This window comes from Streptomyces netropsis (assembly GCF_014203545.1).
Lineage (GTDB): Bacteria > Actinomycetota > Actinomycetes > Streptomycetales > Streptomycetaceae > Streptomyces > Streptomyces netropsis.
Window position 1 is genome coordinate 417,192 of record NZ_JACHJG010000003.1, and the last position, 23,052, is coordinate 440,243.

17 protein-coding genes are annotated in these 23,052 nt (G+C 73.4%); 7 read left to right on the forward strand and 10 right to left on the reverse strand.

The window, feature by feature from the left end; translation table 11 throughout:
• Positions 1 to 100: 100 nt before the first annotated feature.
• The gene (locus FHS38_RS09690) at positions 101 to 496 is read right to left on the reverse strand and encodes an MGMT family protein (protein ID WP_184732849.1); all 396 of its coding nucleotides are present in this window, start codon (positions 494 to 496) and stop codon (positions 101 to 103) included.
• Positions 497 to 683: 187 nt separating this feature from the next.
• Between FHS38_RS09690 and FHS38_RS09695 the strand changes: the two genes are divergently transcribed.
• From FHS38_RS09695 to FHS38_RS09725, 7 genes are all read left to right on the forward strand, one after another.
• Positions 684 to 3,473: a lysylphosphatidylglycerol synthase transmembrane domain-containing protein gene (locus tag FHS38_RS09695; protein ID WP_184732851.1), complete on the forward strand. Its 2,790-nt coding sequence runs from the start codon at positions 684 to 686 to the stop codon at positions 3,471 to 3,473.
• A gap of 281 nt (positions 3,474 to 3,754) precedes the next feature.
• Complete coding sequence (locus FHS38_RS09700) at positions 3,755 to 4,156, forward strand: TOBE domain-containing protein (RefSeq protein WP_184732854.1); 402 nt, start codon at positions 3,755 to 3,757, stop codon at positions 4,154 to 4,156.
• A gap of 25 nt (positions 4,157 to 4,181) precedes the next feature.
• The gene (gene modA / locus FHS38_RS09705; protein ID WP_184732856.1) at positions 4,182 to 4,973 is read left to right on the forward strand and encodes a molybdate ABC transporter substrate-binding protein; all 792 of its coding nucleotides are present in this window, start codon (positions 4,182 to 4,184) and stop codon (positions 4,971 to 4,973) included.
• An 11-nt stretch (positions 4,974 to 4,984) separates the two neighbouring features.
• Positions 4,985 to 6,910, forward strand: coding sequence for an ABC transporter permease (locus FHS38_RS09710; protein ID WP_184733390.1), 1,926 nt, complete (start codon positions 4,985 to 4,987; stop codon positions 6,908 to 6,910).
• A gap of 128 nt (positions 6,911 to 7,038) precedes the next feature.
• Positions 7,039 to 8,553: an alpha/beta hydrolase gene (locus tag FHS38_RS09715; protein ID WP_184732858.1), complete on the forward strand. Its 1,515-nt coding sequence runs from the start codon at positions 7,039 to 7,041 to the stop codon at positions 8,551 to 8,553.
• 121 nt (positions 8,554 to 8,674) lie between these two features.
• Positions 8,675 to 9,784: a hypothetical protein gene (locus FHS38_RS09720; RefSeq protein ID WP_184732860.1), complete on the forward strand. Its 1,110-nt coding sequence runs from the start codon at positions 8,675 to 8,677 to the stop codon at positions 9,782 to 9,784.
• Between the two features lie 92 nt (positions 9,785 to 9,876).
• Positions 9,877 to 11,412, forward strand: a complete 1,536-nt coding sequence (locus tag FHS38_RS09725; RefSeq protein WP_184732862.1) for an alpha/beta hydrolase — start codon at positions 9,877 to 9,879, stop codon at positions 11,410 to 11,412.
• Positions 11,413 to 11,474: 62 nt separating this feature from the next.
• Here the strand turns inward: FHS38_RS09725 and moeZ are convergent, their stop codons facing one another.
• From moeZ to FHS38_RS09770, 9 genes are all read right to left on the reverse strand, one after another.
• Positions 11,475 to 12,653, reverse strand: coding sequence for an adenylyltransferase/sulfurtransferase MoeZ (gene moeZ, locus FHS38_RS09730; protein ID WP_184732865.1), 1,179 nt, complete (start codon positions 12,651 to 12,653; stop codon positions 11,475 to 11,477).
• 87 nt (positions 12,654 to 12,740) lie between these two features.
• Positions 12,741 to 13,493, reverse strand: coding sequence for a spherulation-specific family 4 protein (locus FHS38_RS09735; RefSeq protein ID WP_184732867.1), 753 nt, complete (start codon positions 13,491 to 13,493; stop codon positions 12,741 to 12,743).
• Complete coding sequence (locus tag FHS38_RS09740; RefSeq protein WP_130879769.1) at positions 13,481 to 14,395, reverse strand: NAD-dependent epimerase/dehydratase family protein; 915 nt, start codon at positions 14,393 to 14,395, stop codon at positions 13,481 to 13,483. Before FHS38_RS09740 ends, FHS38_RS09735 begins: the two co-directional genes overlap by 13 nt.
• Positions 14,396 to 14,522: 127 nt before the next feature.
• Complete coding sequence (locus FHS38_RS09745; RefSeq protein ID WP_184732869.1) at positions 14,523 to 15,716, reverse strand: hypothetical protein; 1,194 nt, start codon at positions 15,714 to 15,716, stop codon at positions 14,523 to 14,525.
• On the reverse strand, positions 15,713 to 17,380 hold the full coding sequence (locus FHS38_RS09750; RefSeq protein ID WP_184732871.1) for a DUF3492 domain-containing protein: 1,668 nt from the start codon (positions 17,378 to 17,380) through the stop codon (positions 15,713 to 15,715). Before FHS38_RS09750 ends, FHS38_RS09745 begins: the two co-directional genes overlap by 4 nt.
• 162 nt (positions 17,381 to 17,542) lie before the next feature.
• Positions 17,543 to 19,201 (reverse strand): dipeptide ABC transporter ATP-binding protein, encoded by a 1,659-nt coding sequence (locus tag FHS38_RS09755; RefSeq protein WP_184732873.1) that lies wholly within the window; start codon positions 19,199 to 19,201, stop codon positions 17,543 to 17,545.
• A complete protein-coding gene (locus FHS38_RS09760; protein WP_184732875.1) occupies positions 19,198 to 20,187 on the reverse strand; it encodes an ABC transporter permease in 990 nt (329 codons plus the stop codon). The genes FHS38_RS09755 and FHS38_RS09760 overlap by 4 nt, the downstream gene beginning before the upstream one ends.
• Positions 20,184 to 21,185 carry an ABC transporter permease gene (locus FHS38_RS09765; protein WP_184732877.1) on the reverse strand — a complete coding sequence of 334 codons (1,002 nt, stop codon included), beginning with the start codon at positions 21,183 to 21,185 and terminating at the stop codon, positions 20,184 to 20,186. The genes FHS38_RS09760 and FHS38_RS09765 overlap by 4 nt, the downstream gene beginning before the upstream one ends.
• Positions 21,182 to 22,909 carry an ABC transporter substrate-binding protein gene (locus tag FHS38_RS09770; protein ID WP_184732879.1) on the reverse strand — a complete coding sequence of 576 codons (1,728 nt, stop codon included), beginning with the start codon at positions 22,907 to 22,909 and terminating at the stop codon, positions 21,182 to 21,184. The genes FHS38_RS09765 and FHS38_RS09770 overlap by 4 nt, the downstream gene beginning before the upstream one ends.
• Between the last annotated feature and the right edge of the window lie 143 nt (positions 22,910 to 23,052).

The window sequence follows — 23,052 nt, forward strand, 5'->3', positions numbered from 1 at the left end:
CGGGTGCCTTGGAACCGCCGCAGCCACCTCATCCGTTCGGATTACGCCCAGGCTCCATGGGCTCCGGCGGGGTCGGGCAGTGCCCGGGCGGCCGAGGCCGTCAGGTGTGCGGATTCACATCCGGGGCGGCGTCGTCGGCGCCGGTGCCGTCCCAGCGGGCCCGGCGCATGTCGAGCCGGGGCAGATGACCGTCGGCGGAGCGGCCGGCCCCCCGCAGCGGGGTGCCCTCGTCGCGGTAGTGGTCCAGGGCGCGCAGCTCGTGGCCGGGCAGCAGCGCGCCGTCGGCGCGGACCACCCGCCACCAGGGCACGGGGCCGCCGTAGAGCGCCATGACCCGCCCCACCTGCCGTGGCCCGCCGTCCCCGAGCCACTCGGCGACGTCCCCATAGGTCATCACCCGGCCGGGCGGGATCAGCTCGGCGACGGCCAGCACCCGCTCCGCGTACTCGGGAAGCCCGTCGGCCGGCCCGCCGTCCGTCGTCACGTCCTCGCTCATCCGGTCCATACTGCCGCACCGCACCGACAACGCCCGGGCTGTGGCCCTCTTGCGCACACCCCACAAGATCACCGAGAGTGCGTCTTTGCACTACAGGGCGTACGATCCGGAGTCCGCGCCCCCGAAATGCACCCTGATGCCCCCTTGCCCGGCGGGGTCATGCCACCATCTTCCGGGCGGTGAACTGGTGATACGAGACCAAGAAGAGACGGACCAGCAGCAGGGCGCGCAGCCTCCCGACGGGGCCCGCGCTCCCAGAGAGCTGCCCCGCCACGGCGGCGACCCCGGTGATCCCCCCGGTGTGGACCTCGGCAAATCGCCGTCCTCCGGCCCCCACGGCTGCGAGAGCGGCGAGGCCGGCGACGGCTGCGAGGCACACATCGACCAGGTCTCCGGCGACGAACCGCTGCTGCCCGCCCGGGTGCACCGGCCCGCCGACCTCGTCCGGCTCTTCCTCGGCATCCTCGGCATCGCCCTCGTGCTCGCCCTCGCGGCCTTCGCCCACGGCACCACCGCCGGCCTGTCGAAGGACATCGGTGACAGCACCGGCCGGGCGCCGCAGCTGCTGGCGAACTTCGCGGGGCTCGCCGCCAACATCGCCATCTTCATCGTCCCGGTGGCCTTCGCCATCGAACGGCTCATCAAACGGGACGGACTGCGCATCGCCGACGGCGTCCTCGCGGCCGTCCTCGCGCACGGCGTCTCCCTCGCGACCGACCTGTGGGTCGCCGGGACCGCCCCGGAGACCATCCGCGACGCCCTCACCAAGACCGCCCCCACCGGCGGTCTCACCGACCCCGTGCACGGCTATCTGGCCCCCGTGATCGCCTATATGACGGCCGTCGGGATGTCCCGCCGGCCGCGCTGGCGGGTCGCGATGTGGGCCGTGCTGCTGCTGGACGCCTTCGCGGTGCTGGTCAACGGCTACACCACGCCGTTCTCGATCGTCACCACCGTGCTGATCGGCTGGACCGTCGCCTACGGCACGCTCTACGCCGTGGGCTCGCCGAACGTCCGCCCCACCGGCCAGAACCTCCTCGCCGGGCTGCGGCGCGTCGGCTTCAAGCCGGTCACCGCGCTGCGCTCCGAGGACCCGGCGGACGCCGAGCCGGACCGCCACCACGACCGGGGGCGCCGCTACATCGTCACTCTGGAGGACGGTCCGCCCCTCGACGTCACGGTCGTCGACCGCGAGCAGCAGGCGCAGGGCTTCTTCTACCGCCTGTGGAGACGGCTCGCGCTGCGCGGCATCAACCAGCGCCGCAGCCTCCAGTCCCTGCGCCAGGCCCTCGAACAGGAGGCGCTGCTCGCCTACGCGGCCATCGCCGCCGGCGCCAACGCCCCCAAGCTCATCGCCACCTCCGAACTCGGCCCGGACGCCGTGATGCTCGTCTACGAGCACATCGGCGGCCGCACCCTCGACGCCATCCCGACCGAGGAGATCACCGACGAGCTGATGGCCGGGGCCTGGCGGCAGGTCCGGGCGCTGCAGTCGCGGCGGATCGCGCACCGGCGCCTGGACGGTGACGCCCTCCTGGTGGATCGTTCCGGCAACGTCGTCCTGACGGACCTGCGCGGCGGCGAGATCGCGGCCGGGGACCTGGTGCTGCGCATGGACGTGGCACAGCTGCTCGTCACGCTCGGCCTGCGGGTCGGCGCCGAGCGGGCGGTGGCCGCGGGCGTGGCCGTCCTCGGCCCGGACGCCGTGGCGAACAGCCTGCCGCTGCTCCAGCCGCTCGCCCTCACCCGTGTCAGCCGCGCCACCTTGCGGCAGCTGGCGCGCGAACGCGCCCAGCGGGAGCGCGAGAAGGTCCTGGAAGCGGCACGCGCCGCCAAGGAGAACGCCGCCAGGGAGAACGCCGCGAACGGGGGCGAGGCCGAGACCCCCGAGCCCGACAGTGCGGGCCGCAAGGCGCTCAAGGCCGAGCGGCAGGCGGAGAAGAAGGCGATCGACGAGGCGCTGGAGGAGGCCCGCGAGGAGGACCTGCTCTCGCAGATCCGCCAACAGGTGCTGCTGATCCGCCCGCAGGCGCCGATAGAGCCCGTGCAGCTGGAGCGGATCAAGCCGCGCACGCTGGTCACCTTCGTGGCGGGCGCGTTCGCCGCGTACTTCCTGCTCTCCCAGCTCACGCACATCAAGTTCGGCGATCTCGTCGACAAGGCCAACTGGGCGTGGGTGGCGGTCGCGGTGGCCTTCCAGGCCCTCACCTACGTCGCCGCCGCGCTGAGCCTGCTGGGCTTCGTACCGGAGAAGGTGACGTTCGGGCGGACGGTCCTCGCGCAGGTCGCGGGCTCGTTCGTGAAGCTCGTCGCCCCGGCGGCGGTCGGCGGCGTGGCCCTGAACACACGCTTCCTGCAGCGCTCGGGGGTCCGGCCGGGCCTGGCCGTGGCGAGCGTCGGCGCGTCCCAGCTCTTCGGCCTGGCCTGCCACATCATGCTGCTGCTGTCCTTCGGCTATGTGACCGGCACCGAGCGGAGCTCGTCGATCGGCCCCTCCCGGACGGTGATCGGCGGGCTGCTGACGGCGGCGGTGCTGGTGCTCGTCGTGGCCGCGATCCCGGTGCTGCGGAAGTTCGTGGCGACGCGGGTGCGGTCGCTGTTCGCGGGTGTCGTACCGCGCATGCTGGACGTGCTCCAGCGCCCGCAGAAGCTCGCCTCGGGCATCGGCGGGATGCTGCTGCTGACGGCGGCGAACGTGATGTGCCTGGACGCCTCGATCCGTGCCTTCGGCGGCGAGCTGAGCTACGCGAGCATCGCGGTGGTCTTCCTGACGGCCAACGCCCTGGGCTCGGCGGCCCCGACGCCCGGCGGCGTCGGCGCGGTGGAGTTCGCCCTCACCGGCGCACTGACCTTCGCCGGCCTCCCGGCGGAACAGGCGGCCCCTGCGGTGCTGCTGTTCCGACTGATGACGCTGTGGCTGCCGGTACTGCCGGGGTGGGTGTCGTTCTCGCACCTGACCCGCAAGGGAGCGATTTAGCAGGCTGCTGCCCCTACCACCGGGGGTGGCGGCCTGCGGCCGACCGCAGGCCGCCACCGGTGCGCCCACCGGCGGGAACGCGGGCATATCCAGCCCGCCCGGCGATTGAGGGCACAGGTACCGCAACCCGCACGGCGCTCAAGGGCACAAGCAACACCGGCCCGCCGAGCCGGCCCGCCCGGGGACCTAGCAAGCCCGGCCGGGCCAGGGCGTCGCACCTGCCAGGCAAACCCCACCCCCCACCTTGCATCTGCGGGCCGCATGGCCATACCGTGCCGCGCATGCGGTCTTACACCATCGGGCGGGCAGCCCGGCTTCTCGGCGTCAGTTCCGACACCGTCCGCCGCTGGGCGGACGCCGGGCGGATTCCCACCCGGAGGGACGACGCGGGCAAGCGGATCATCGACGGGCCCGACCTCGCCGCGTTCTCCGTCGCGCTCGCCGCCGAGGCGAACGGCGCCGAGGGCGACGAGGGGACGTACACCACCGCCCGTAACGCCTTCCCCGGCATCATCACCGCCGTCAAGCTCGGCGACGTCGCCGCCCAGGTCGAGGTCCAGGCGGGACCGCACCGCCTCGTCTCGCTGCTGACGCGCGAGGCCGTGGAGGAGCTGGGGCTCGCCGTCGGCATGGAGGCCGTGGCGAGGGTGAAGGCCACCAATGTGCACATCGACCGCGTCTGACCACCGGCCCACCTGGAGAGTCCCGATGCACCGCACCTTCGTACGCCGCGCCGCCCTGCCCGTCCTGGCCGCCGCGCTGCTCGCCCCTCTGGTCACGGCCTGCGGCAGCGACGACAAGAAGGGCAACGACGAGAACGCCGGCAAGAAGCAGTCGACGACGCTGACCGTGCTGGCCGCCGCCTCCCTCACCGACGTCTTCAAGAAGGCCGGAGCCGCCTACGAGAAGGAGCACCCGGGCACGAAGGTGCGGTTCTCCTTCGCCGGGTCCCAGGAACTGGCGGCACAGGTGCGCCAGGGCGTGCCCGCCGACGCGCTCGTCACCGCCGACACCAAGACCATGGACGGCCTCAAGGCCGACACCGGCGCCCCCACCGTCATCGCGAAGAACCGGCTCACGATCGCCACCGCCAAGGGCAACCCCAAGAACGTCAAGGGGCTCGCGGACCTCGCCAAGAGCGATCTCAAGGTCGTCCTGGCCGCCCCCGAGGTGCCCGTCGGCCGCTACAGCCGCAAGGTCCTCGACCAGCAGCACGTCACGGTGAAGCCGGTCTCCCAGGAGCCGAACGTGCGGGCGGTGCTCAGCAAGGTCACGCTCGGCGAGGCCGACGCCGGGATCGTGTACCTCACCGACGCCGCCTCGGCCAAGGACAAGGTCGCCACCGTCACCGTCCCCGACGCGCAGAACGCGGTCGCCTCCTACCCCGCCGCGACGCTCAAGGGCTCCAAGAACGCCGAGAAGGCCGGTGACTTCGTGAAGTGGCTGAGCTCGGACGAGGCGCAGAAGCTGCTGCGTACGGCCGGATTCCAGCAGCCGTGACCGGAGCCCGCATGCGCCGGGGGCGCACGCCCTTGGCGCTCGGGCTGCCCGCCGCGCTGGCGGTGACCTTCCTGCTGCTGCCGCTGGCGGGCATCCTCGCCCGTACCCCTTGGGGCACCCTCCCCTCCCGCCTCGGATCGCACGAGGTCACCGAGGCGCTCGGGCTCTCGCTGCTCGTCTCCGGCTGGGCGCTGCTGCTCTCCCTGGTGCTCGGCGTGCCGCTCGCGTGGCTGCTGGCCCGGGTCGACTTCCCCGGCAAGGCGGCGGTGCGGTGCCTGGTGATGCTGCCGATGGTGCTGCCACCGACGGTCGCGGGCGTCGCGCTGCTCCAGGGCTTCGGGCGGCGGGGCATCCTCGGGCCGTGGCTGGAGGCGTGGTTCGGGGTGACCCTGCCGTTCTCCACGGCGGGGGCCGTGCTGGCGTCCGCGTTCGTGTCGATGCCGTTCCTCGTCATCAGCCTGGAGGGGGCGCTCGCCGGGCTCCACCCGCGCTACGAGGAGACGGCGACGTCACTCGGCGCCGCCCCCTTGCGGGTGTTCCGCACGATCACCCTGCCCATGGTCGGGCCCGGGCTGATCGCGGGCGCGGCCCTGTGCTGGGCCCGCGCCCTCGGCGAGTTCGGCGCGACGATCACCTTCGCGGGCAATCTGCCGGGGACGACGCAGACCCTCCCGCTCCAGGTCTATCTGCTGCTGCAGGAGGACCCCGAGGGGGCGACGGCGGTCTCGCTGCTCCTGCTGGCCATCGCCACGACGGTCCTGCTGGCGCTGCGCGGGCGCTGGCTGACGGCCGGACGGGGCGAGGCGGGGCAGGCGGCCGGGCTCCCCGAGCCCACGGCACCGGGCGAGCCGGCGGTGGCCGCGGCGGTACCGGCGGGCCCGTCCGGCCCGGCGTCCGAGCCACTCCCCCTGCGCGCCACCGTGACCGGTGCGACCGCCGCGGACCTCGACGCGCCCGCCGGCACCACCATCGCCGTCGTCGGCCCCAACGGCGCGGGCAAGACCACGCTCCTGCGGGCCCTCCTCGGCCTCACCCCCCGTGCCACCGCGGCCACGTTGACCCTCGGCGACACGGACGTGTCCGACGTCCCCGCGCACCGGCGCCGCATCGCCTGGGTCCCCCAGGACGGCGCCCTCTTCCCGCATCTGACCGCTCTCGCCAACACCGCGTACGGTCTGCGCGCCCAGGGCGTGCCCAAGGACGAGGCGCGCCGCGAGGCGCGGCGCTGGCTCGACCGGCTGGGCGTCGGGCAGTTCGCCCACCGCAAGCCCGGCCGGCTCAGCGGCGGCCAGGCGCAGCGCGTGGCCCTGGCGCGGGCCCTTGCCGCGCGCCCCCGACTGCTGCTGCTCGACGAGCCGCTGGCCGCCCTCGACCAGTCGACGCGGGCCCATGTCCGGCACACCCTGCGCACCCACCTCGCGGACTTCCCCGGCGTCTGCCTGATCGTCACCCACGACCCCGTGGAGGCCGTGTCGCTCGCCGACCGGATCCTCGTGCTGGAGGACGGCCGTACGGTCCAGTACGCGTCACCGGCCGAGCTGACCCGGCATCCCCGCTCCCCCTGGGTGGCCCGCATGCTGGGGCGCAACGCCTGGCCGGGCAGGACCACGGGCGGACGGACGCTGCTGCTCGACGGCGGCGCGGGCCTTGTCGTCGCGGACCCGCTGCCCGGGGAGGCCGGCGCCGGGCTGGCCGTCGTGGGTCCCGAGGCGGTGTCCCTGCACACCACCCGGCCCACGGGCAGCCCCCGTAACGTCTGGCAGGGCACGGTCCGTGAGATCACCGCGCAGGGCGGCCGGCTGCGCGTCCTGGTGGACGGCGAGCCGGAAGTGGTCGCCGAGATCACCCCGTCCGCCGCCGCCGACCTGTCGCTGGCCGAAGGCGTGCCGGTGTGGGTGAGCGTCAAGGCGACCGAGGTCACGTTCGTCGCGCTGTGAGCCCGCGCGTTCGCGGGGGCGGCCCGGGGGCCGGGGCCTAACCCGTACGCCCCGCACGCCGCGCGCCCCTCTCACCCCCGGCCGGAGGATGGAAGCGCCCAGTTCCGCCGAGCTCCGGGAGTGCCACCGTGTCCAGATCGCTACGGGCCGGCGCCCTGCTCTGCGCGGTGCTCCTGACGGGCGCGGTGGCCGGCTGCGACGGCGGCGCCGCCGACCGGGCGGAAGCCGCGTCCTCCGCCTCGGCCGGGCAGCGGCTGGACTGGAAGACCTGTCCGGCGCCCAGCACCGGCCAGGGCAGCGGCAAGGCACCGGGCCGCGACTGGGAGTGCGCGACGCTGCGCGCCCCCTTGGACTACGGCCGCCCCGACGGGAACAGCGTCGGCATCGCCATGATCCGCGCCAAGGCCACCGACCCGGCCGGCCGCATCGGCTCGCTCGTCTTCAACTTCGGCGGCCCCGGCAGCTCCGGTGTCGCCTCCCTCCCGGCCTTCGCCGACGACTACAAGTCGCTGCGCACCCGCTACGACCTGGTCAGCTTCGACCCGCGCGGCGTCGGCCGCAGCGACGGTGTGACCTGCATGGGCGACAAGGACCTCGACGTCCACTACGCGGCCGACGGCACACCCGACGGCAAGGACGAGGAAAAGGCCCTGGTGGAGCGGGTCGGGAGATACGCCTCCGGCTGCGAGAAGAAATCCGGGAAGGTCCTGCCCCATGTGGGGACGCAGAACGCGGCCCGCGACATGGACCTGATGCGCCAGGTGCTCGGGGACGACAAACTGCACTACTTCGGCATCTCCTACGGGACCGAACTGGGCGGCGTCTACGCGCACTTGTTCCCAAAGAAGGTCGGCCGGGTCGTCCTCGACGCCGTCGTGGACCCGTCCGACGACCCCGTGCAGGGCGCCCTCGGCCAGGCGAGGGGCTTCCAGATGGCCCTCGACAACTACATGGACGCCTGCGCGGAGACCTCCGACAACTGCCCCACCGAGGAGCAGGTCACCGATCTGCTCAAGCGCCTCGACAGCGATCCGGTGCCCGCCGGCGACACCCGCGAGCTGACCGAGTCCCTCGCCACCGGCGGCATCGCCCAGGCGCTGTACTCCAAGGACTTCTGGGACTACCTCACGGAAGGCATCGAGGACGCCGAGAACGGCGACGGCAAGCTCCTGCTCGCCCTCGGCGACTCCATGAACGGCCGGGGCGAGGACGGCCGCTACAGCACGCTCCAGTCCTCCCTCGCCGCCGTCAACTGCGCCGACTTCGCGCAGCGCTACACGGCCGCCGAGATCGAGGAGAAGGTGCCGGAGTTCCGCAAGGCGTCCCCCGTCTTCGGGGACTTCATGGCGTGGAGCCTCACCCAGTGCACCGGCTGGCCCGTCAAGGGGGCCTGGCAGAACCCCGACGTGAGCGCCAAGGGGTCCGCCCCCATCCTTGTCGTCGGCAACACCGGTGACCCGGCCACGCCGTACGAGGGAGCCCGCGAGATGGCGCGCGAACTGGGCGCGGGCGTCGGCGTGGAGATGACCTTCCGCGGCCAGGGGCACGGCGCCTACGACAGCGGCAACGCGTGCGTCACGCGGGTGGTCGACGCGTATCTGCTGGACGGCACGGTGCCCAAGTCGGACACGGTCTGCTCATAGCACACATAGCACATCACACCGGCGGTTCGGACACACCGGATCGAATGTCAGTGGCCCGCACTACGATTCCCCGCACAGAAGTTCCGCACTGGGCAGGCGAGTCGAAGAGCGGGGTGACGAGGTGTCGTACAGCACGTCACGAACCACCGGGCACACCGGGCGCACGACACGGCTGCTCACCGGGGCCCTGGCCATCGCGGCCCTGGTGGCCGCCCTGGTGGCCCTGTGGCAGACCCAGTTCAGACCGCTCACACCGCCCGGGTACTGCTGGGGCACCTGGCCCGGGGGCGACACCCGGGACGGCGGCCTCTTCCAGCGCGGCGTCCGCCACCGTACCGCCGACGAGCGCGCCCCCACGCCCGAACGACCCAGCGGCCACTGCGCCTTGAGCTGGCGCGGCGGCCGGGGCCCGCAGGCGTACCACCAGCGCGTCACGGTCCGCCTGGACACCGGTCCGCGCGGCGCCGACCAGCGGCGGAGCTGGCTGGACGGGCTGTTCGCGGGCGGCGGCACGGCCCTGCCCGGCGGGCTCCCCGGGTTCGTCGCGGCCGGGTCCGGCGCGCTGGTCCTGCCCGAGAGCTGCGATGTGGACGGCCGCCCCTCCGTCGTGTCCCTGACCGGCACGTTCACCGACTCCACCGCCCGTGCCGGCCACCCCGGCTTCCCGCAGGGCTCGACACCGGAGATAACCGGAAAACTGCTGATAGAAATAGCCAATCGAGCGATAAACGTGAGCAGTTGCGCTTCCGGGCCACCCCTGCGGATCCCCCGCGCCCCCGTGGGAGACGGCCGGGACGGCACGGACGAAGGGGTGGACGGACGGGCGGGCGACGACTGCGCGATACCCGCGCTCGCGGCCGGCGAGGCCAAGGGCACCGGGCATCCCGCCACGGCCGCGCGCAGCTCCCGCGGCACCCTGCGGACCTGCGCCGTCCCCTCCGCCGACGGCCGGCCGGCGATCCGGTTCGCGGCGATCGGCATACCCCGGCTCGTCGCCCTCTTCGACGGCCTCACGGGCGACCGGCCGCCCGCGCCCGGCTGGCGGGCCCACGGCCGCATCGAGGCGACGCGAGCCCTCGTGCGCGCCGACTGCGCCGGCCGCCCCACGGTCTTCGCCCTGCGCACCGGCCCGGGCCGCACCCACACCCGGCTCGACGACGCGCGCGTCGCCTTCCCGGCCTTGGTCGACGAGGTGGCACGCAGGGCGGGCTGCGCACGCCTGCGCACCTGACCCGGCTCGCCGGCGGCGCCGCGCTCCCTCACTCCGGGCGTTTCCGACCGGCCCCGCCACCTCCCCCGCGGCCGGTCCGTAGAGTTTGGGCCATGAGTCCCCTACGGCTACGGGCCACTGCCCTCGCCTCCGCCGCCCTCGCGATCGTCCTCGCCGCCACGGGGTGCGAGGACGGCAGGCCCATCGACGGCAAGAACGGCTCGGACCGCGCCTCCGGCAACGGCTCCCTGCGCTGGAAGAAGTGCTCCGCCCCCACCGCCGCTCAGGGCGGCGACGGCAAGGCGCCCGGCAGGGCGTGGGAGTGCGCGACACTGCCCGTACCGCTGGACTACGCCCAACCGGACGGCGAGAAGATCGACCTCGCGCTCATCCGCCTCAAGGCCCAGGACACGTCGCGCCGTATCGGCTCACTCGTCTTCAACTTCGGCGGCCCCGGCGGCTCCGGCGTGGCGACCCTGCCGGGTTTCGCCGAAAGCTACGAGAAACTGCGCGGTCGCTACGACCTCGTGAGCTTCGATCCGCGCGGCGTCGGCGAGAGCGCGGGCGTGCGGTGCCAGAGCGACGCGGAGCTGGACGCCTCCGCGCAGCTCGACATGACACCGGACGACGACGCCGAGCTCCGCACGGCCCTGGCCTCCAACAAGGCGTACGTGGACGCCTGCCGACGCAATGCGGCCAAGGTGCTCCCCCATGTGACCACGACGAACACCGCCCGCGACCTGGACCGCCTGCGGGCCGCCCTCGGTGACGCCAAGCTCCACTACTTCGGCATCTCCTACGGCACGGAACTGGGCGGCGTCTACGCCCACTTGTTCCCGAAGAAGGTCGGCCGCGCCGTCCTGGACGCCGTCGTCGACCCGACGCAGGACCCCCTGCGGGGCGGCCTCGGCCAGACCAAGGGCTTCCAGCTCGCCCTCGGCAATTACCTGAAGGACTGCGCCTCCCAGGGCGCGGCGGGCTGCCCGACGCAGGACCGGATCACCGACCTGCTGAAGCAGCTCGACGTGAAGCCGCTGCCCACCTCCCAGGGCGGCCGCAGGCTCACCCAGGACGAGGCGGTGAACGGCATCGCGGCCGCGCTGTACTCCAAGGACACCTGGAAGTACCTGACGGTCGGGCTCCAGGAGGCCATGGGCAAGGGCACCGGCGACACCCTGCTGCTGCTCTTCGACTCCCTCGCCGGCCGCAACCCCGACGGCCGCTACAGCAACCTCCAGGCGGCCAACAGGGCCATCTCGTGCGCCGACGCCGAGCAGCGCTACAGCGTGGACGACGTGAAGGCGAACCTGGCGGAGTTCCGCAAGGCGTCGCCGGTCTTCGGCGAGTCGGCGGCCTGGTCCCTGCTCGGCTGCACGGACTGGCCGGTCAAGGGGCAGTGGAAGGCACCGGACGTGCGCGCCGAGGGCGCTGCCCCGATCGTCGTGATCGGCAACACGGGCGACCCGGCCACCCCGTACGAGGGCGCGCGGAAGATGGCGCGGCAGCTCGGCGAGGGGGTCGGCATCGAGGTGACGTACCGCGGCGAGGGCCACGGCGCGTACAACAGCGGCAACGCCTGCATGACGCGCGCGGTCGACGCCTATCTGCTCGACGGCAAGGTCCCGGCCGTCGGGACGAGCTGTTCCTAGGGCGGACGCAGGCGAAGGGCCGGTTCCGCGTCCGCGGAACCGGCCCTTCGCCGTGAAAACGTCTAGTAGACCGGCTTCCCGGGCTCGATCTGGTGGACCCAGCCGATCACGCCGCCGCCGACGTGGACCGCGTCGGCGAAGCCCGCGGCCTTGAGGACCGCGAGGACCTCCGCGGAACGGACACCCGTCTTGCAGTGCAGGACGATCTTCTTGTCCTGCGGGAGGCCCTGGAGGGCGCTGCCCATCAGGAACTCGTTCTTCGGGATCAGCCGCGCACCGGGGATGGAGACGATCTCGTACTCGTTCGGCTCGCGGACGTCGATGATGTCGATGTCGTCACCGTCGTCGATCCACTCCTTGAGCTGCTTGGGAGTGATCGTGGACCCGGCGGCGGCCTCCTGGGCCTCCTCCGAGACGACGCCGCAGAAAGCCTCGTAGTCGATGAGTTCGGTGACCGTCGGGGTCTCCCCGCAGACCGCGCAGTCGGGGTCCTTGCGGATCTTGACCTGGCGGTAGCTCATCTCCAGGGCGTCGTAGATCATCAGTCGGCCGACCAGCGGCTCGCCGATGCCCGCGAGCAGCTTGATGGCCTCGTTGACCTGGATGGAGCCGATCGAGGCGCAGAGCACACCGAGCACACCGCCCTCGGCGCAGGAGGGCACCATGCCCGGCGGCGGGGGCTCCGGGTAGAGGCAGCGGTAGCAGGGGCCGTGCTCGCTCCAGAACACCGACGCCTGGCCGTCGAAGCGGTAGATCGAGCCCCACACGTACGGCTTGTTCAGCAGCACGCACGCGTCGTTGACGAGATAGCGGGTGGCGAAGTTGTCGGTGCCGTCCACGATCAGGTCGTACTGGGAGAAGATCTCCTTGACGTTCTCCGCCTCCAGGCGCTCCTGGTGGAGGACGACGTTCACGTACGGGTTGATGCCGAGGACCGAGTCGCGGGCCGACTCCGCCTTGGAACGGCCGATGTCCGCCTGGCTGTGGATGATCTGGCGCTGCAGGTTCGACTCGTCGACCTCGTCGAACTCCACGATGCCCAGCGTGCCGACACCGGCCGCGGCGAGGTACATGAGGGCGGGCGAGCCGAGGCCGCCCGCGCCCACGCAGAGCACCTTGGCGTTCTTGAGGCGCTTCTGCCCGTCCATCCCGACGTCCGGGATGATCAGGTGGCGGGAGTACCTGCGAACCTCGTCGACGGTGAGCTCGGCGGCCGGCTCAACTAGGGGTGGCAGCGACACGGGGTCTCCGTAGGTCAATCGGGGACATGCACGGATCATCCCCGCTGATGCGGGGCGCTCTCCCCGGTAACACTGCCACGCCCCGTCTCATTCCGAGACACCCGGTCCGATGCGCGAGACGATTTCGTCCCAGTAGCCGGGCATGGACTCCCAGGGGTCCGCTTCGTCGCGATCCGTCCGGTCCGTGAAGTAGACCGTGCCCGCGCCCTGCCAGCGGGCGATGCGCAGGGCCTCGTCCAGATGGGGGCGCGGTACGCCGTGCACGAGGTGGCAGAAGCGCTCCGGCGGGTGGTCGGCGGTCCACTCGGCGACCTGGGACCAGCGGTAGCGGGACCAGGGCCCGGCGAAGGTGACGAGTTGGTCGGCGAGGGTGGCGTAGCCGGAGCACGGGTGCGTGCCGTGGACGAGCACGACGTACGCGTGCTCCCGCAGGGTGCGCAGCGTGGCGACCACCCGCCTGATCCCGGGGAGGGCGCCGGCCTCGGTCGGGGCGCGGACCAGTGAGAAGCCGTCGACCTTGTACCAGTTCAGGAAGCGCTGCGCCTCCGACACCAGTTCACCGAAGGGGCGCGAGCCGAACCCCACGTCCAGGTGACCGAGGATGCGGACCCCCGCCTCGCGCAGCCGGGTGGCGGCGGTCAGACAGTACGGGTCGGGGCGGCTGCCGGGGCCGCTCGCGACGTTGAGCACGGTCCAGTCCAAGGGGACTTCGGCGCGGGCCAGTTCACCCCATTCGAGGGGGGCGACCAGGGGGTGGGCGAAGCCGGGGACGCCGAAGCGGAGCGGCGATTCCCCCGGCGGCGCGGACCGGCGGCGCCCCGAGGAGATCAGATGCGACACGCCGCCTCCATCCAGATGTCGGCGAGCGACTCCTCCAGGCCGATGCGGGGCCGCCAGCCGAGCCGGTCGCGGGCGGTCCGCACGTCGGCCTGCTGCCAGGTGCCGCAGCCGTCGGGGTAGGGGTACGCGGGCGGGCTGCCCAGGTGCGGGTCGTCCAGCTCGTGCAGGGCGCCGCCGAAGCCCGCGACCCGGGCCAGGAGCGACGCGGCGTCCCGCAGCCGGACGGCGCGGCCGGTGCCGATGTTGACGGCGCCCTGGGCCGCCGAGAGGGAGGCCGCGTGGACGGCCCGGGCGATGTCGCGCACGTCGACGAAGTCGCGCTGGACGCCGAGGCCGCTGAGCTTGAGTTCGTTGTCGCCGCTCTGCATCGCGCGGCGCATGGACTCGGCGAGCCGGCCGAGGGGCGAGCCGGCGGGCGTGCCGGGCCCCACCGGGGAGAAGACCCGCAGCACGATCGCGTCCAGACCGGATCCGAGCACCAGCTCGGTGGCGGCGAGCTTGCTCACCCCGTACGGGCCGCCGGGGCGCGGCACGGCGTCCTCGGCCGTGGAGGAGCCGGGCTGCGAGGGCCCGTACTCCGAGGAGCAGCCCACCTGCACCAGGCGGGCGCCGCAGCCGCTGCGGCGCAGCGACTCACAGACCGTGGCGACGGCGACGGTGTTGTGCCGCGCCAGGTCGCGGGCGCCGCCGCGGGTCGCGCCCGCGCAGTTGATCACCACGCCGGGGTGGACGGCGTTCAGGAACCGGGTGAGCGCACCGGGGCTACCGGTGGCCAGGTCGAAGCGGACGTCCGCTTCGTCGCCCCGGCCGAGGGCGGTGAGCTGGACGGCGGGGTCGGCGAGCAGCCGGTCGGCCACATAGCGGCCGAGGTAGCCGTTGGCGCCGAGGAGAAGGACCCTCATCGGTCGCGCCCTCGCTCTCGCCCGGCGGTGCTGAGGGGGTGAACGGTCATCTTTCTTGCTCCTCTAACGGGGTGTGCGGCGTGCCGCGTGGCGGCGGATCGTGGTCACCGGGCGAGGGCTCCTCCCCCTATGCCTCCGGCGCGGGGGCGTAGGGGGCGCAGGGAGAGGGGCCTGGGCGGATGTGACCCGGCGCGTACGCGAGGTCCCCGCGGCCATGGGCGCAGGCGCGGGACAGGGCGGGGAGGGAGTAGGCCAGCAGGGCGAGCGCGGGGACGGCGCACGCCACGAGGGGGAGGGCGGCGGCCCCGTACGCCTCGGCCGCCCGGGCGACGGGCCGCTCCAGGCCCCCGCACCCGGGCAGCCGTGCCGCGAGGAGCACGCCGAGGGGTGCCGCCTCCGCCGCGCAGGCGGTGAGCACGGCGGTGACGGCCGCCTTGCCGAAGCCGTGCGCCGCCAGCAGCCGGCCGACGAAGAGGAGCGCGCCGAGGGCCGCCACGGTGGCGTAGGCGAGGACGGGTGGTGTGGTGGGCGCCGGGGCGGCGGCGAGCTGGCCCGCGGACTCCAGGGCGGCGGCGAAGGGGCCTCCCAGCCGGGTGCCGGGCGGGGTGGGCGGGGCTCCCGAGGACACCGCCGTGCGCGCGGCCCACAGGAGCGCGAGCAGCAGGGCGAGGAACAGACCGACCGCGGCGAGGAGCAGTGGCCGTACCCGCGCCCCGAATTCCGCGAGTCCCCGGCTGGTCGCGAGCGCGCGGCACGCCCGCGTGCCGAACCAGTAGCCGCACCAGGCGGCCGGGGCGACGGCGCAGGCCAGCGCGACGGCGGTCGGCGCGACGGCCGCGGTGACGGTGGGCAGGGCGAGCCCCTGGCGGCCGCCGAGCAGTTCGACGAGCAGGCGGTCGCCGACGAGGCCGTAGGCGACCAGCCAGAGGCAGCAGAGCCAGCCCACGAGGCCCCAGCCGTACGGGCTGCGGTCGTACGCCCGCAGGTCGAACGCACCGGGCCCGTGCGCGTCCGATCCGTCGGCGGCCGGGACCGCGGGCTCGATCGGCAGCGGCCCGTCCGCGCGCTCCACGCGCGCGTGGATCTCTTCCGCCAGGGAGAACACGTCACGGTGCCGGCACTCCGCCGCCACCCGGTCCGTGATGCCGCGCGCCTCCAGGGCGGCGGCGAGCTCGAAGGGGTCCGCGGCGCGGGCGCACAGGAGGTGGTGCCGTTGGATGAGGGTCTTCACCGGATCGGCGGGACCGGCGGGATCCGCGGAGGCTGCGGGTATGCCGGCGGCGGCGGTCGGGGCGCTGTCGTCGGTGAGGGAAGTCGTCATGGGCGGCCCGCCCAGGTGGGTGCGGTGGAACGGCTCCAGGGCAGCGGCGGGTGGGCGTCGGCGGCGTGGGCGAACGGCACGGAGGGGTCCGGGGGCTCCTGCCGCACCGGGGCGCGGGAGAGGACTTCGAGGTAGATCCCGTGGTACGCGGCCACGTTCTGCCCGACGGTGAAGAGTTCGAGCGCCCGCGCCCGGGCGGCGGCCCCGAGCCGTGCCCGCCGCTCGGGGTCGCGCAGCAGCGCGAGACAGGCCTCGGCGAGCGCCTTGGCGTCACCCGGCGCGACGACCGGGCCGGTCCCGCCGATGACGTCCCGCACCACGCCGACGTCGGGCGACACCGTGGCCCTGCCGCAGAGCATCGCCTCCACGAGCGGGGCGGGAAAGCCGTCCACGGACCCGGCGAGGACCACGACGCTGGCCGAGGCGTAGACGTCCGGGTCGCCGGCTTCCTCGAACGAGACGGTCTCCTCGAACGACACGGCCGGGGCGAGGTCCGCGGCGGGCCCGGAGTCCGGTGGCGGCCCCGGGTCCGGGGGGCCGACGACACGGAGGCGGACATCGGGCTCGGCCTCGCGGAGCTCGGCGAGCGCCTGCCACAGGGCGGGTTCGGGGCGGCCGCCCACCCACACCAGGGTGCGGCCGTCGTCCGTGCGGGCCGCACCGGCCCGGTCCACGCCCTCGCCCACCGTGTCGTAGCGGCTCGGGTCGATGCCGGGGTGGACCGTGCGCAGCCGCTTGTGGTCCGCGCCGCAGCGCTCCTGCCAGCGCCGGTCCCGGGCGTCGCCGTGGGTGACGAGCGCGGCCCGGTCGTAGATCTCGGCGGCCAGCCGCCGGTGGAAGGCGGAGAGCAGCGTGCGGACGGCCAGGGACAGACCCGCACCGACTGCCCCGCCGGGCTCGCCCGTCCTGTCCGCGGCGAGCCCCGCACCGCCCTCCAGCAGGTAATGCGCCCGCAGCCGCACCCCGTACTCGGTGACGAGGAGCGGTGTCCCGAAGAAGCGTTTGGCCAGCAGTCCCGGCAGCGCGGCGGCGCCGCCCGAGGTCGCGTGGCACAGGTCGACGCCGGCCAGACCCCGGTCGTCGCCGGCGGTGGCGCCACCGGACGCGCCGTACCAGTCCAGGGACAGCGGGCGCAGCGCCCGCTCCAGGAGCGCGGAGACGAGGAGGAGGTCGGCGACCCGGGTGCCGTAGGCGGCGGGGTGCGCGCCCGGTGCCCGGCAGGCTCGCTCCAGGGCACGGAGGGCCTGTTCGGAGCGGAGCGCGCCCGCCAGGCCGCCGATGTCGCGGGCCAGCTCGGCGAGCCCGTACAGACCGTCGGCGAAACGGTACGCCAGGTCCGTCGACGCGAGCGGCCCCGGCGAGCTGATCGCCGCGACCAGTTCACCGAAGTGCTCGTCGAACGCGCGCCGTTCACGCCGACCGTACGCGCCGTACGCGCGCGCCCCGGCCCGGGCGGCCGGTTCGCCCCACAGCGGGGCCGTGCGCACCCGCCGCACATGGCCCGGGAGTTCGCACTGCCCGCCCCGCTCCTGACCGGCGCCTCGGCTCAGTGCGTAGATCTCGAAGTCGTGCCGGTCGAGCCCGCGGACCAGTCGCTCGCACCACCGGCCTCCCTCGCCCGCGGTGTACGGGTACCCACCCTCGGTAAGCAGTCCAACGCGCACGAGTGCACCCCCGTCTCTCCCTGATGGCCACGTCGGCAACCGCCGAACGGCAGCGGGAGCACGCTATGCGCGGTCCCCGGTGGCGCGATGGACGGTTGTCCGTCGCGCCACCGGAAGGGGTGAACGCACGTGACTTTCCGGGAGATGCGGCGTTACTCCGCGCTATGCGGCGGCTCCCGCCGGTTCGAGCAGGGGTACGGCCGCCAGCAGACCCTGGGTGTAGGGGTCCCGGGGCTGCTCGTAGACGGAGTCGGCGGGCCCCTCCTCGACGATCCGCCCGCCGCGCATCACGACCAGCCGGTCGCTGACCTGCCGCACCACGGCGAGGTCGTGCGCGATGAAGACGAGCGCCAGCCCCAGGTCGCGCTGCAACTCGCCGAGCAGCCGTACGACCTGTGCCTGGGTGGTGACGTCCAGGGCGGAGACGGGCTCGTCGCAGACGATCAGCCTGGGCTCGGGCGCCAGCGCCCGGGCGATGCCCACGCGCTGGCGCTGGCCGCCGCTGAACTCGTGCGGATAGCGGTGGTACGCGCCGGGGTCGAGCCCAACCCGCTCCAGCAGTTCCCGCACCCGCGCGACGATCTCGGCGTCGCCCAGCTTCCCGGCGGCCCGCAGCGGGTCGGCGATCGACTCGCCGATGCTGCGCCGGGGGTTGAGCGAGGAGACCGGGTCCTGGAAGACCATCTGCAGCTCGCTGCGGAAGGCCCGCAGCTCCCGCTCGCGCAGTGTCCCGATGTCACGGCCCCGGTAGCGCAGCTCCCCGCCGGTGGGCTCCAGGAGCCGCACCAGCATCCGGCCGAGCGTCGTCTTCCCGCTCCCGGACTCGCCGACGACGCCGACCGTCTCCCCGGCCCGCACGGTCAGCGACACGCCGTCCACGGCGGTGACGGCCCGCTTGCCGCGTCCGAACTCCCGGCGCAGACCGGTGGCTTCGAGCAGGGCTGTGTTGTCGGAAGGGCCGCCGGAAGGGCCGCCGGAAGAGCCGACGCCGGTCGGCTTGCGGAGGACCGTCCGCCGTACGTTCACCCGGGGCACGGCCGCCAACAGGTCGCGCGTGTACGTCTCGTCCGGGGCGTCCAGCACCGTGCGGACCGGGCCGCGTTCGACCGCGCGGCCGTCCTTCATCACCAGCAGGTCGTCGACGCTGCCGGCCGCCACGCCCAGGTCGTGGGTGACCAGGATCAGGCCCATGCCGGTCTCCGCGCGCAGCTCGCGCAGCAGGTCGAGGATCTGGGCCTGGACGGTGACGTCGAGGGCGGTGGTGGGCTCGTCGGCGACGAGGAGGCGGGGCTCGCAGGCGAGCGCCATGGCGATGAGGGCGCGCTGGCGCATGCCGCCGCTGAACTCGTGCGGTCGGGAGCGGGCGCGGCGGGCCGCGTCCGGGATGCCGACCCGGCCCAGCACCTCGACCGCCCGCGCCCGGGCGTCCCGCCGGGAGGCGCCCGGGCGGTGGACGCGGTGGACCTCGGCGATCTGGTCGCCGATGGCCTGGTACGGGTCGAGGGAGGAGAGCGGGTCCTGGAAGACCATGGCCGCCGCCCCGCCCCGCACCCGGCGCAGTTCGGCGTCGTCCGCGGCCGACACGTCGTGGCCGGCGACCCGCACCGAACCGGTGACCTCGGCGCCCGTACCGCGGTGCAGACCGAGCAGCGCGTACGCGGCCGTGCTCTTGCCCGAACCGGACTCGCCGACGATGGCGAGCGCCCCGCCGGGGGCGAGCTCGAAGGAGAGACCGTCGACGGCCCGTACGACGCCGCCCTCGGAGGGGAAGGCGACGGACAGGTCGGTCACGGACACCAGCGGCTGGAGGTCGGCGGTCATCGCAGGGCCACCCTTCGGTCGGCGACGGCGTAGAGCACGTCCGCCACGATGTTGGCGATCACGACGGCGGCACCGGTGATCACCACGACGGCCACGACGACCGGCAGGTCGATGGTCTGTGTGGAGCGCACCAGCAGCTGGCCGATGCCGGGCAGGCCGAACATCATCTCGGTCAGCACCGCGCCGCCGAAGATCGACCCGAAGTCGGCGGCGGTCAGGGCGATGACCGGGGCCAGCGCGCCCCGCAGGGCGTGCCGCGCGACCAGCGACCGCTCGGGCACACCGTAGGCGCGGAAGGTGCGGATGTGGTCCTCGGCCAGCGTCTCCAGCGTGGAGCTGCGGGTGAGGCGCGCGTATTTGGCGGATTCGAGCAGGCCGAGCGCCACCCAGGGCAGCAGCATGTTCCAGGCCCACTGCTCGGGGTCCTCGGTCAGCGGTACGTAGGACGGGAAGGGCAGCCATTCCAGGTACGCGCAGAAGACCATCAGCAGCACCAGGCCGCTGATGAAGACCGGGGTGGCGGTGCCGGCGAGGGTGAGCCAGGTGAGGACCCGCTCGGTCGCCCCGCCGCGCCGCAGCGCGGACAGCAGACCGGTGCCGATGCCCACCGCGAGCCAGACGACCATGGCGCCGACGGCCAGCGAGGCCGTGGCGGGCAGGCGCTCGACGAGCATGTCGGTGACCTGCTGGTTGTTCTGGTACGAGAGGCCGAAGCAGGGCGCGTCGCAGTGCAGCACGGCGGTGCCGGCGGAGTAGTCCTGTCCGGTGAACACGCCCTGCAGGAAGTGCCAGTACTGCACCAGGAGGGGGTCGTCCAGCGCGAGCTGCTCGCGGACCTGCCGGATCTGCTCGGGGTTGCAGCGCGGGCCGCACGCCAGGCGCGCGGGGTCGCCGGGCGCGACGTAGAACGTCACGTAGACGACGGCCGAGAGCACGAGGACGACGGCGACCGCGCCCAGCGCGCGGCGCAGGAAGTAGGTGGTCACGCCGTGCCTCCCGGACGGGACTTGCGGGATTCGCGGCCGCCTCTGCCGACCCGCAGCCGGGACGCCTCGCGCGGGTCGAGCGCGACGCGCACCCCGTCCGCGAGCACGGTGAAGGCGAGCGTGGTGACGAACAGCAGCAGCGCCGGCAGCAGTACGTACGTGGGGTCCGCGCGGAACCACGTGGTGGCCGTCGAGAGCATCTGCCCCCAGGAGGGCGTCGGCGGCTTCACGCCCACGCCGAGGAAGGACATGCTCGCCTCGATGACGATGTTGCTCGGCAGCAGGATGGCCGCATAGGTGATCACGGGCGCGGCGAGCGCGGGCAGCAGCTCGCGCCGTGCGACCCGCCAGGACGAACCGCCGGTCAGCCGGGCGGCCGAGACGTAGTCGAGCTTCTTCAGGCTCAGTGTCTGACCGCGCACGAGCCGCGCCATGGGGCCCCAGGCGAGCAGGCCGATCGCGAAGACGAGCAGCAGCGGCCGCGGGAAGTCCGCGGGCACGACGGCCATCAGCGCGATGGCGAAGACGAGCAGCGGCATCGCGACCATGACATCGGTGAGGTGGCTGAGCGCACTGTCGACGAACCGGTTGCCGAGCGCGGCTGTCAGGCCCACCGCGAGGCCGATGAGCACCTGGACGACGGTGGCGCCGAGGGCGACGAGCAGGGAGACCCGGGCGCCGTAGAGGAGCCGTACGAACATGTCGCGGCCGGTGCCCGGTTCGACACCGAGCCAGTGCTCGGCGCTGATGCCGCCGAAGTCGCCGAGCGGCACTCCGCCGCGTGCGGAGTCGACGAGCGTGTCGTGGTAAGTGTTCGGGTCCTGGCCCTCCAGCGCGGCCAGCAGCGGCGCGGCGAGGGCGAGGAGGACGAGGAGACCCAGCACGGCGGCGGCCGCGACAGCGGACTTGCGCGCTGTCAGCCGCCGCCAGACCTGCCGGGCGCCGGTGGCGGGAGCGTCTCCCGCCACCGGTTCCTGGGTGATGAGGAGGTCCGTCACTTGACCGCGACCTGCGAGACGTCGAGGACGCCGGTCCAGTCGCTGATGACGACGTTCTTGACGCTCTTGCCGTAGAGGCGCTTGTAGACCGGGTGGAAGAGCGGCACGGTCAGCGACTGCTCGCCGATCTTGCGGTCGAGGGCGCCCCAGCGCTTGGCGGCGGCGTCGTGGTCGGTGACCTTGTTGATCTCGTCGATCTCGTCGTTGACCTTGGAGTCGTCGAGGCGGGAGGCGTTGTAGTTGCCCGCGCCCTCCTTGACGATCTGCCGGCCGTCGAAGATCGGCGCGAGGAAGGGGCCGCCGGAGGGCCAGTCGGCACCCCAGTGGGCGAGGAAGAGGTCCGGCTGCTTGTCGAGGCTGTGGGTCTTCTCGTCGTAGTCGTTGATCTCCAGGCCCTCGAGCTTGACCTTGATCCCGGCCTCCTTGAGCGCCGCCTGGACGGCGGTGGCGATCTCGGGGCTGGTCTCGAAGTCCTGGGCGGTGGAGTGCGTCAGCGTGATCTCCAGGCCGTCCTCGTGACCGGCCTCCTTCAGCAGCTCCTTGGCCTTGGCCGCGTTGCCGGTCTTCCCCGCCGGGAAGTGGTCGTACGGCGTGAAGCCGAAGGACTTCTGGTTCGGCAGGAAGGTCGTCGCCGGCTCGGCCAGCGAGGAGCCGCCCGCCGCGTTCACCACGCTCGTGCGGTTGATCGCGTAGGAGATGGCCTCGCGCACCTTCGGGTCGTCGAAGTGCTTCGCCTTGGGGTTGAAGGCCAGGTAGTTGGTGTAGCCGAAGTGGCCGGTGCCGACCCGGCCGGCGAGCTTCTTGTCGCCGGTGACCTGGGCGAGTTCGGCGGGGCCGAGGTTGGTGTCGGTGGTCACGGCGGCGGCGTCCGCGCCCTGGCCGCTGGAGAGGCGCTGGTTGATGACCGCCGAGGAGAGGCCGGACTTGACCTCGATCCGATCGGGGTAGGCGTGCCGTTCCTTGTCGGTCTCCTCCGACCAGTGGGTGTTGCGCTCCAGCACCATCTGCTCGCCGTCGTTGGCGTTCTTCACGACCCTGTAGGGGCCGGAGGAGACCGGGTGCTCGGCGTACTTGACGCCGGTGTCCTTCGCCTTGGGCACGGGCGCGAACTGGGTGGAGGTGGCGAAGTAGGGGAAGTCGCCCTCGGACTTCTTCAGCTTGAAGACGATGGTCCTCGCGTCGGGCGTCTCGATCGAGTCGAGGCCCTTCTTCTCCTTGTACGGGCCCTGGTAGGTGTCGCCGCCGATCAGCCAGTCGCGCAAGTAGGGCGCGCTGCCGGAGAGTTCGGCCGCGAAGGAGCGCTCGACGCCGTACTTCACGTCGGCGGAGGTGATGGGCGAGCCGTCCTCGTACTTCAGCCCGTCCTTGAGCTTGTACGTCCACGACTTCGCGTCGTCGCTCGGCGTGCCGGTGTCCGTGGCGAGGTCGGGGACGACCTTGGTGCCCTCGGCGCCGTCCTCACGGTTGCGGGTGGTGAGGGTGCGGTAGACGAGCGAGGGGATGTTGCCGCCGCCGGAGGTGTAGAGGCGGGCGGGGTCGAACTGCTTCTGCGGCTGCCGGTTGAGGACGGTAAGGGTGCCGCCCTTCTTCGCGGAGCCCTGGGCTCCGCCGTCGCCCGCGGCGTCGTCGTTGCCCTCCGGGCCGCACGCCGCCGCGCCTCCGATCAGGACCACACTGACGGCGGCCGCGGCCACGCGGCGGGATATGACGGACATGTGACGCATGACGGGGTACGCCTTTCGCGGAAGCGAGAAGAGGAGAGCGGAATGCACCCACGGAAGGCGGTCGGAAGAGCGCAGCGGAGCGCGCGGACCGCCCCCGGCGGGCGCGGCCCCGGAGGGCAACGCGGAAGTACGCGGGGGAAGGG

Bases quoted from the DNA above. Each gene is read 5' to 3' on its own strand.
- FHS38_RS09725 (WP_184732862.1), top strand. From the start codon at position 9,877: ATGAGTCCCCTACGGCTACGGGCCACTGCCCTCGCCTCCGCCGCCCTC.
- modA (WP_184732856.1), top strand. From the start codon at position 4,182: ATGCACCGCACCTTCGTACGCCGCGCCGCCCTGCCCGTCCTGGCCGCC.
- FHS38_RS09690 (WP_184732849.1), bottom strand. From the start codon at position 496: ATGAGCGAGGACGTGACGACGGACGGCGGGCCGGCCGACGGGCTTCCC.
- FHS38_RS09700 (WP_184732854.1), top strand. From the start codon at position 3,755: ATGCGGTCTTACACCATCGGGCGGGCAGCCCGGCTTCTCGGCGTCAGT.
- FHS38_RS09770 (WP_184732879.1), bottom strand. From the start codon at position 22,909: ATGCGTCACATGTCCGTCATATCCCGCCGCGTGGCCGCGGCCGCCGTC.
- FHS38_RS09755 (WP_184732873.1), bottom strand. From the start codon at position 19,201: ATGACCGCCGACCTCCAGCCGCTGGTGTCCGTGACCGACCTGTCCGTC.
- FHS38_RS09740 (WP_130879769.1), bottom strand. From the start codon at position 14,395: ATGAGGGTCCTTCTCCTCGGCGCCAACGGCTACCTCGGCCGCTATGTG.
- FHS38_RS09745 (WP_184732869.1), bottom strand. From the start codon at position 15,716: ATGACGACTTCCCTCACCGACGACAGCGCCCCGACCGCCGCCGCCGGC.
- FHS38_RS09710 (WP_184733390.1), top strand. From the start codon at position 4,985: ATGCGCCGGGGGCGCACGCCCTTGGCGCTCGGGCTGCCCGCCGCGCTG.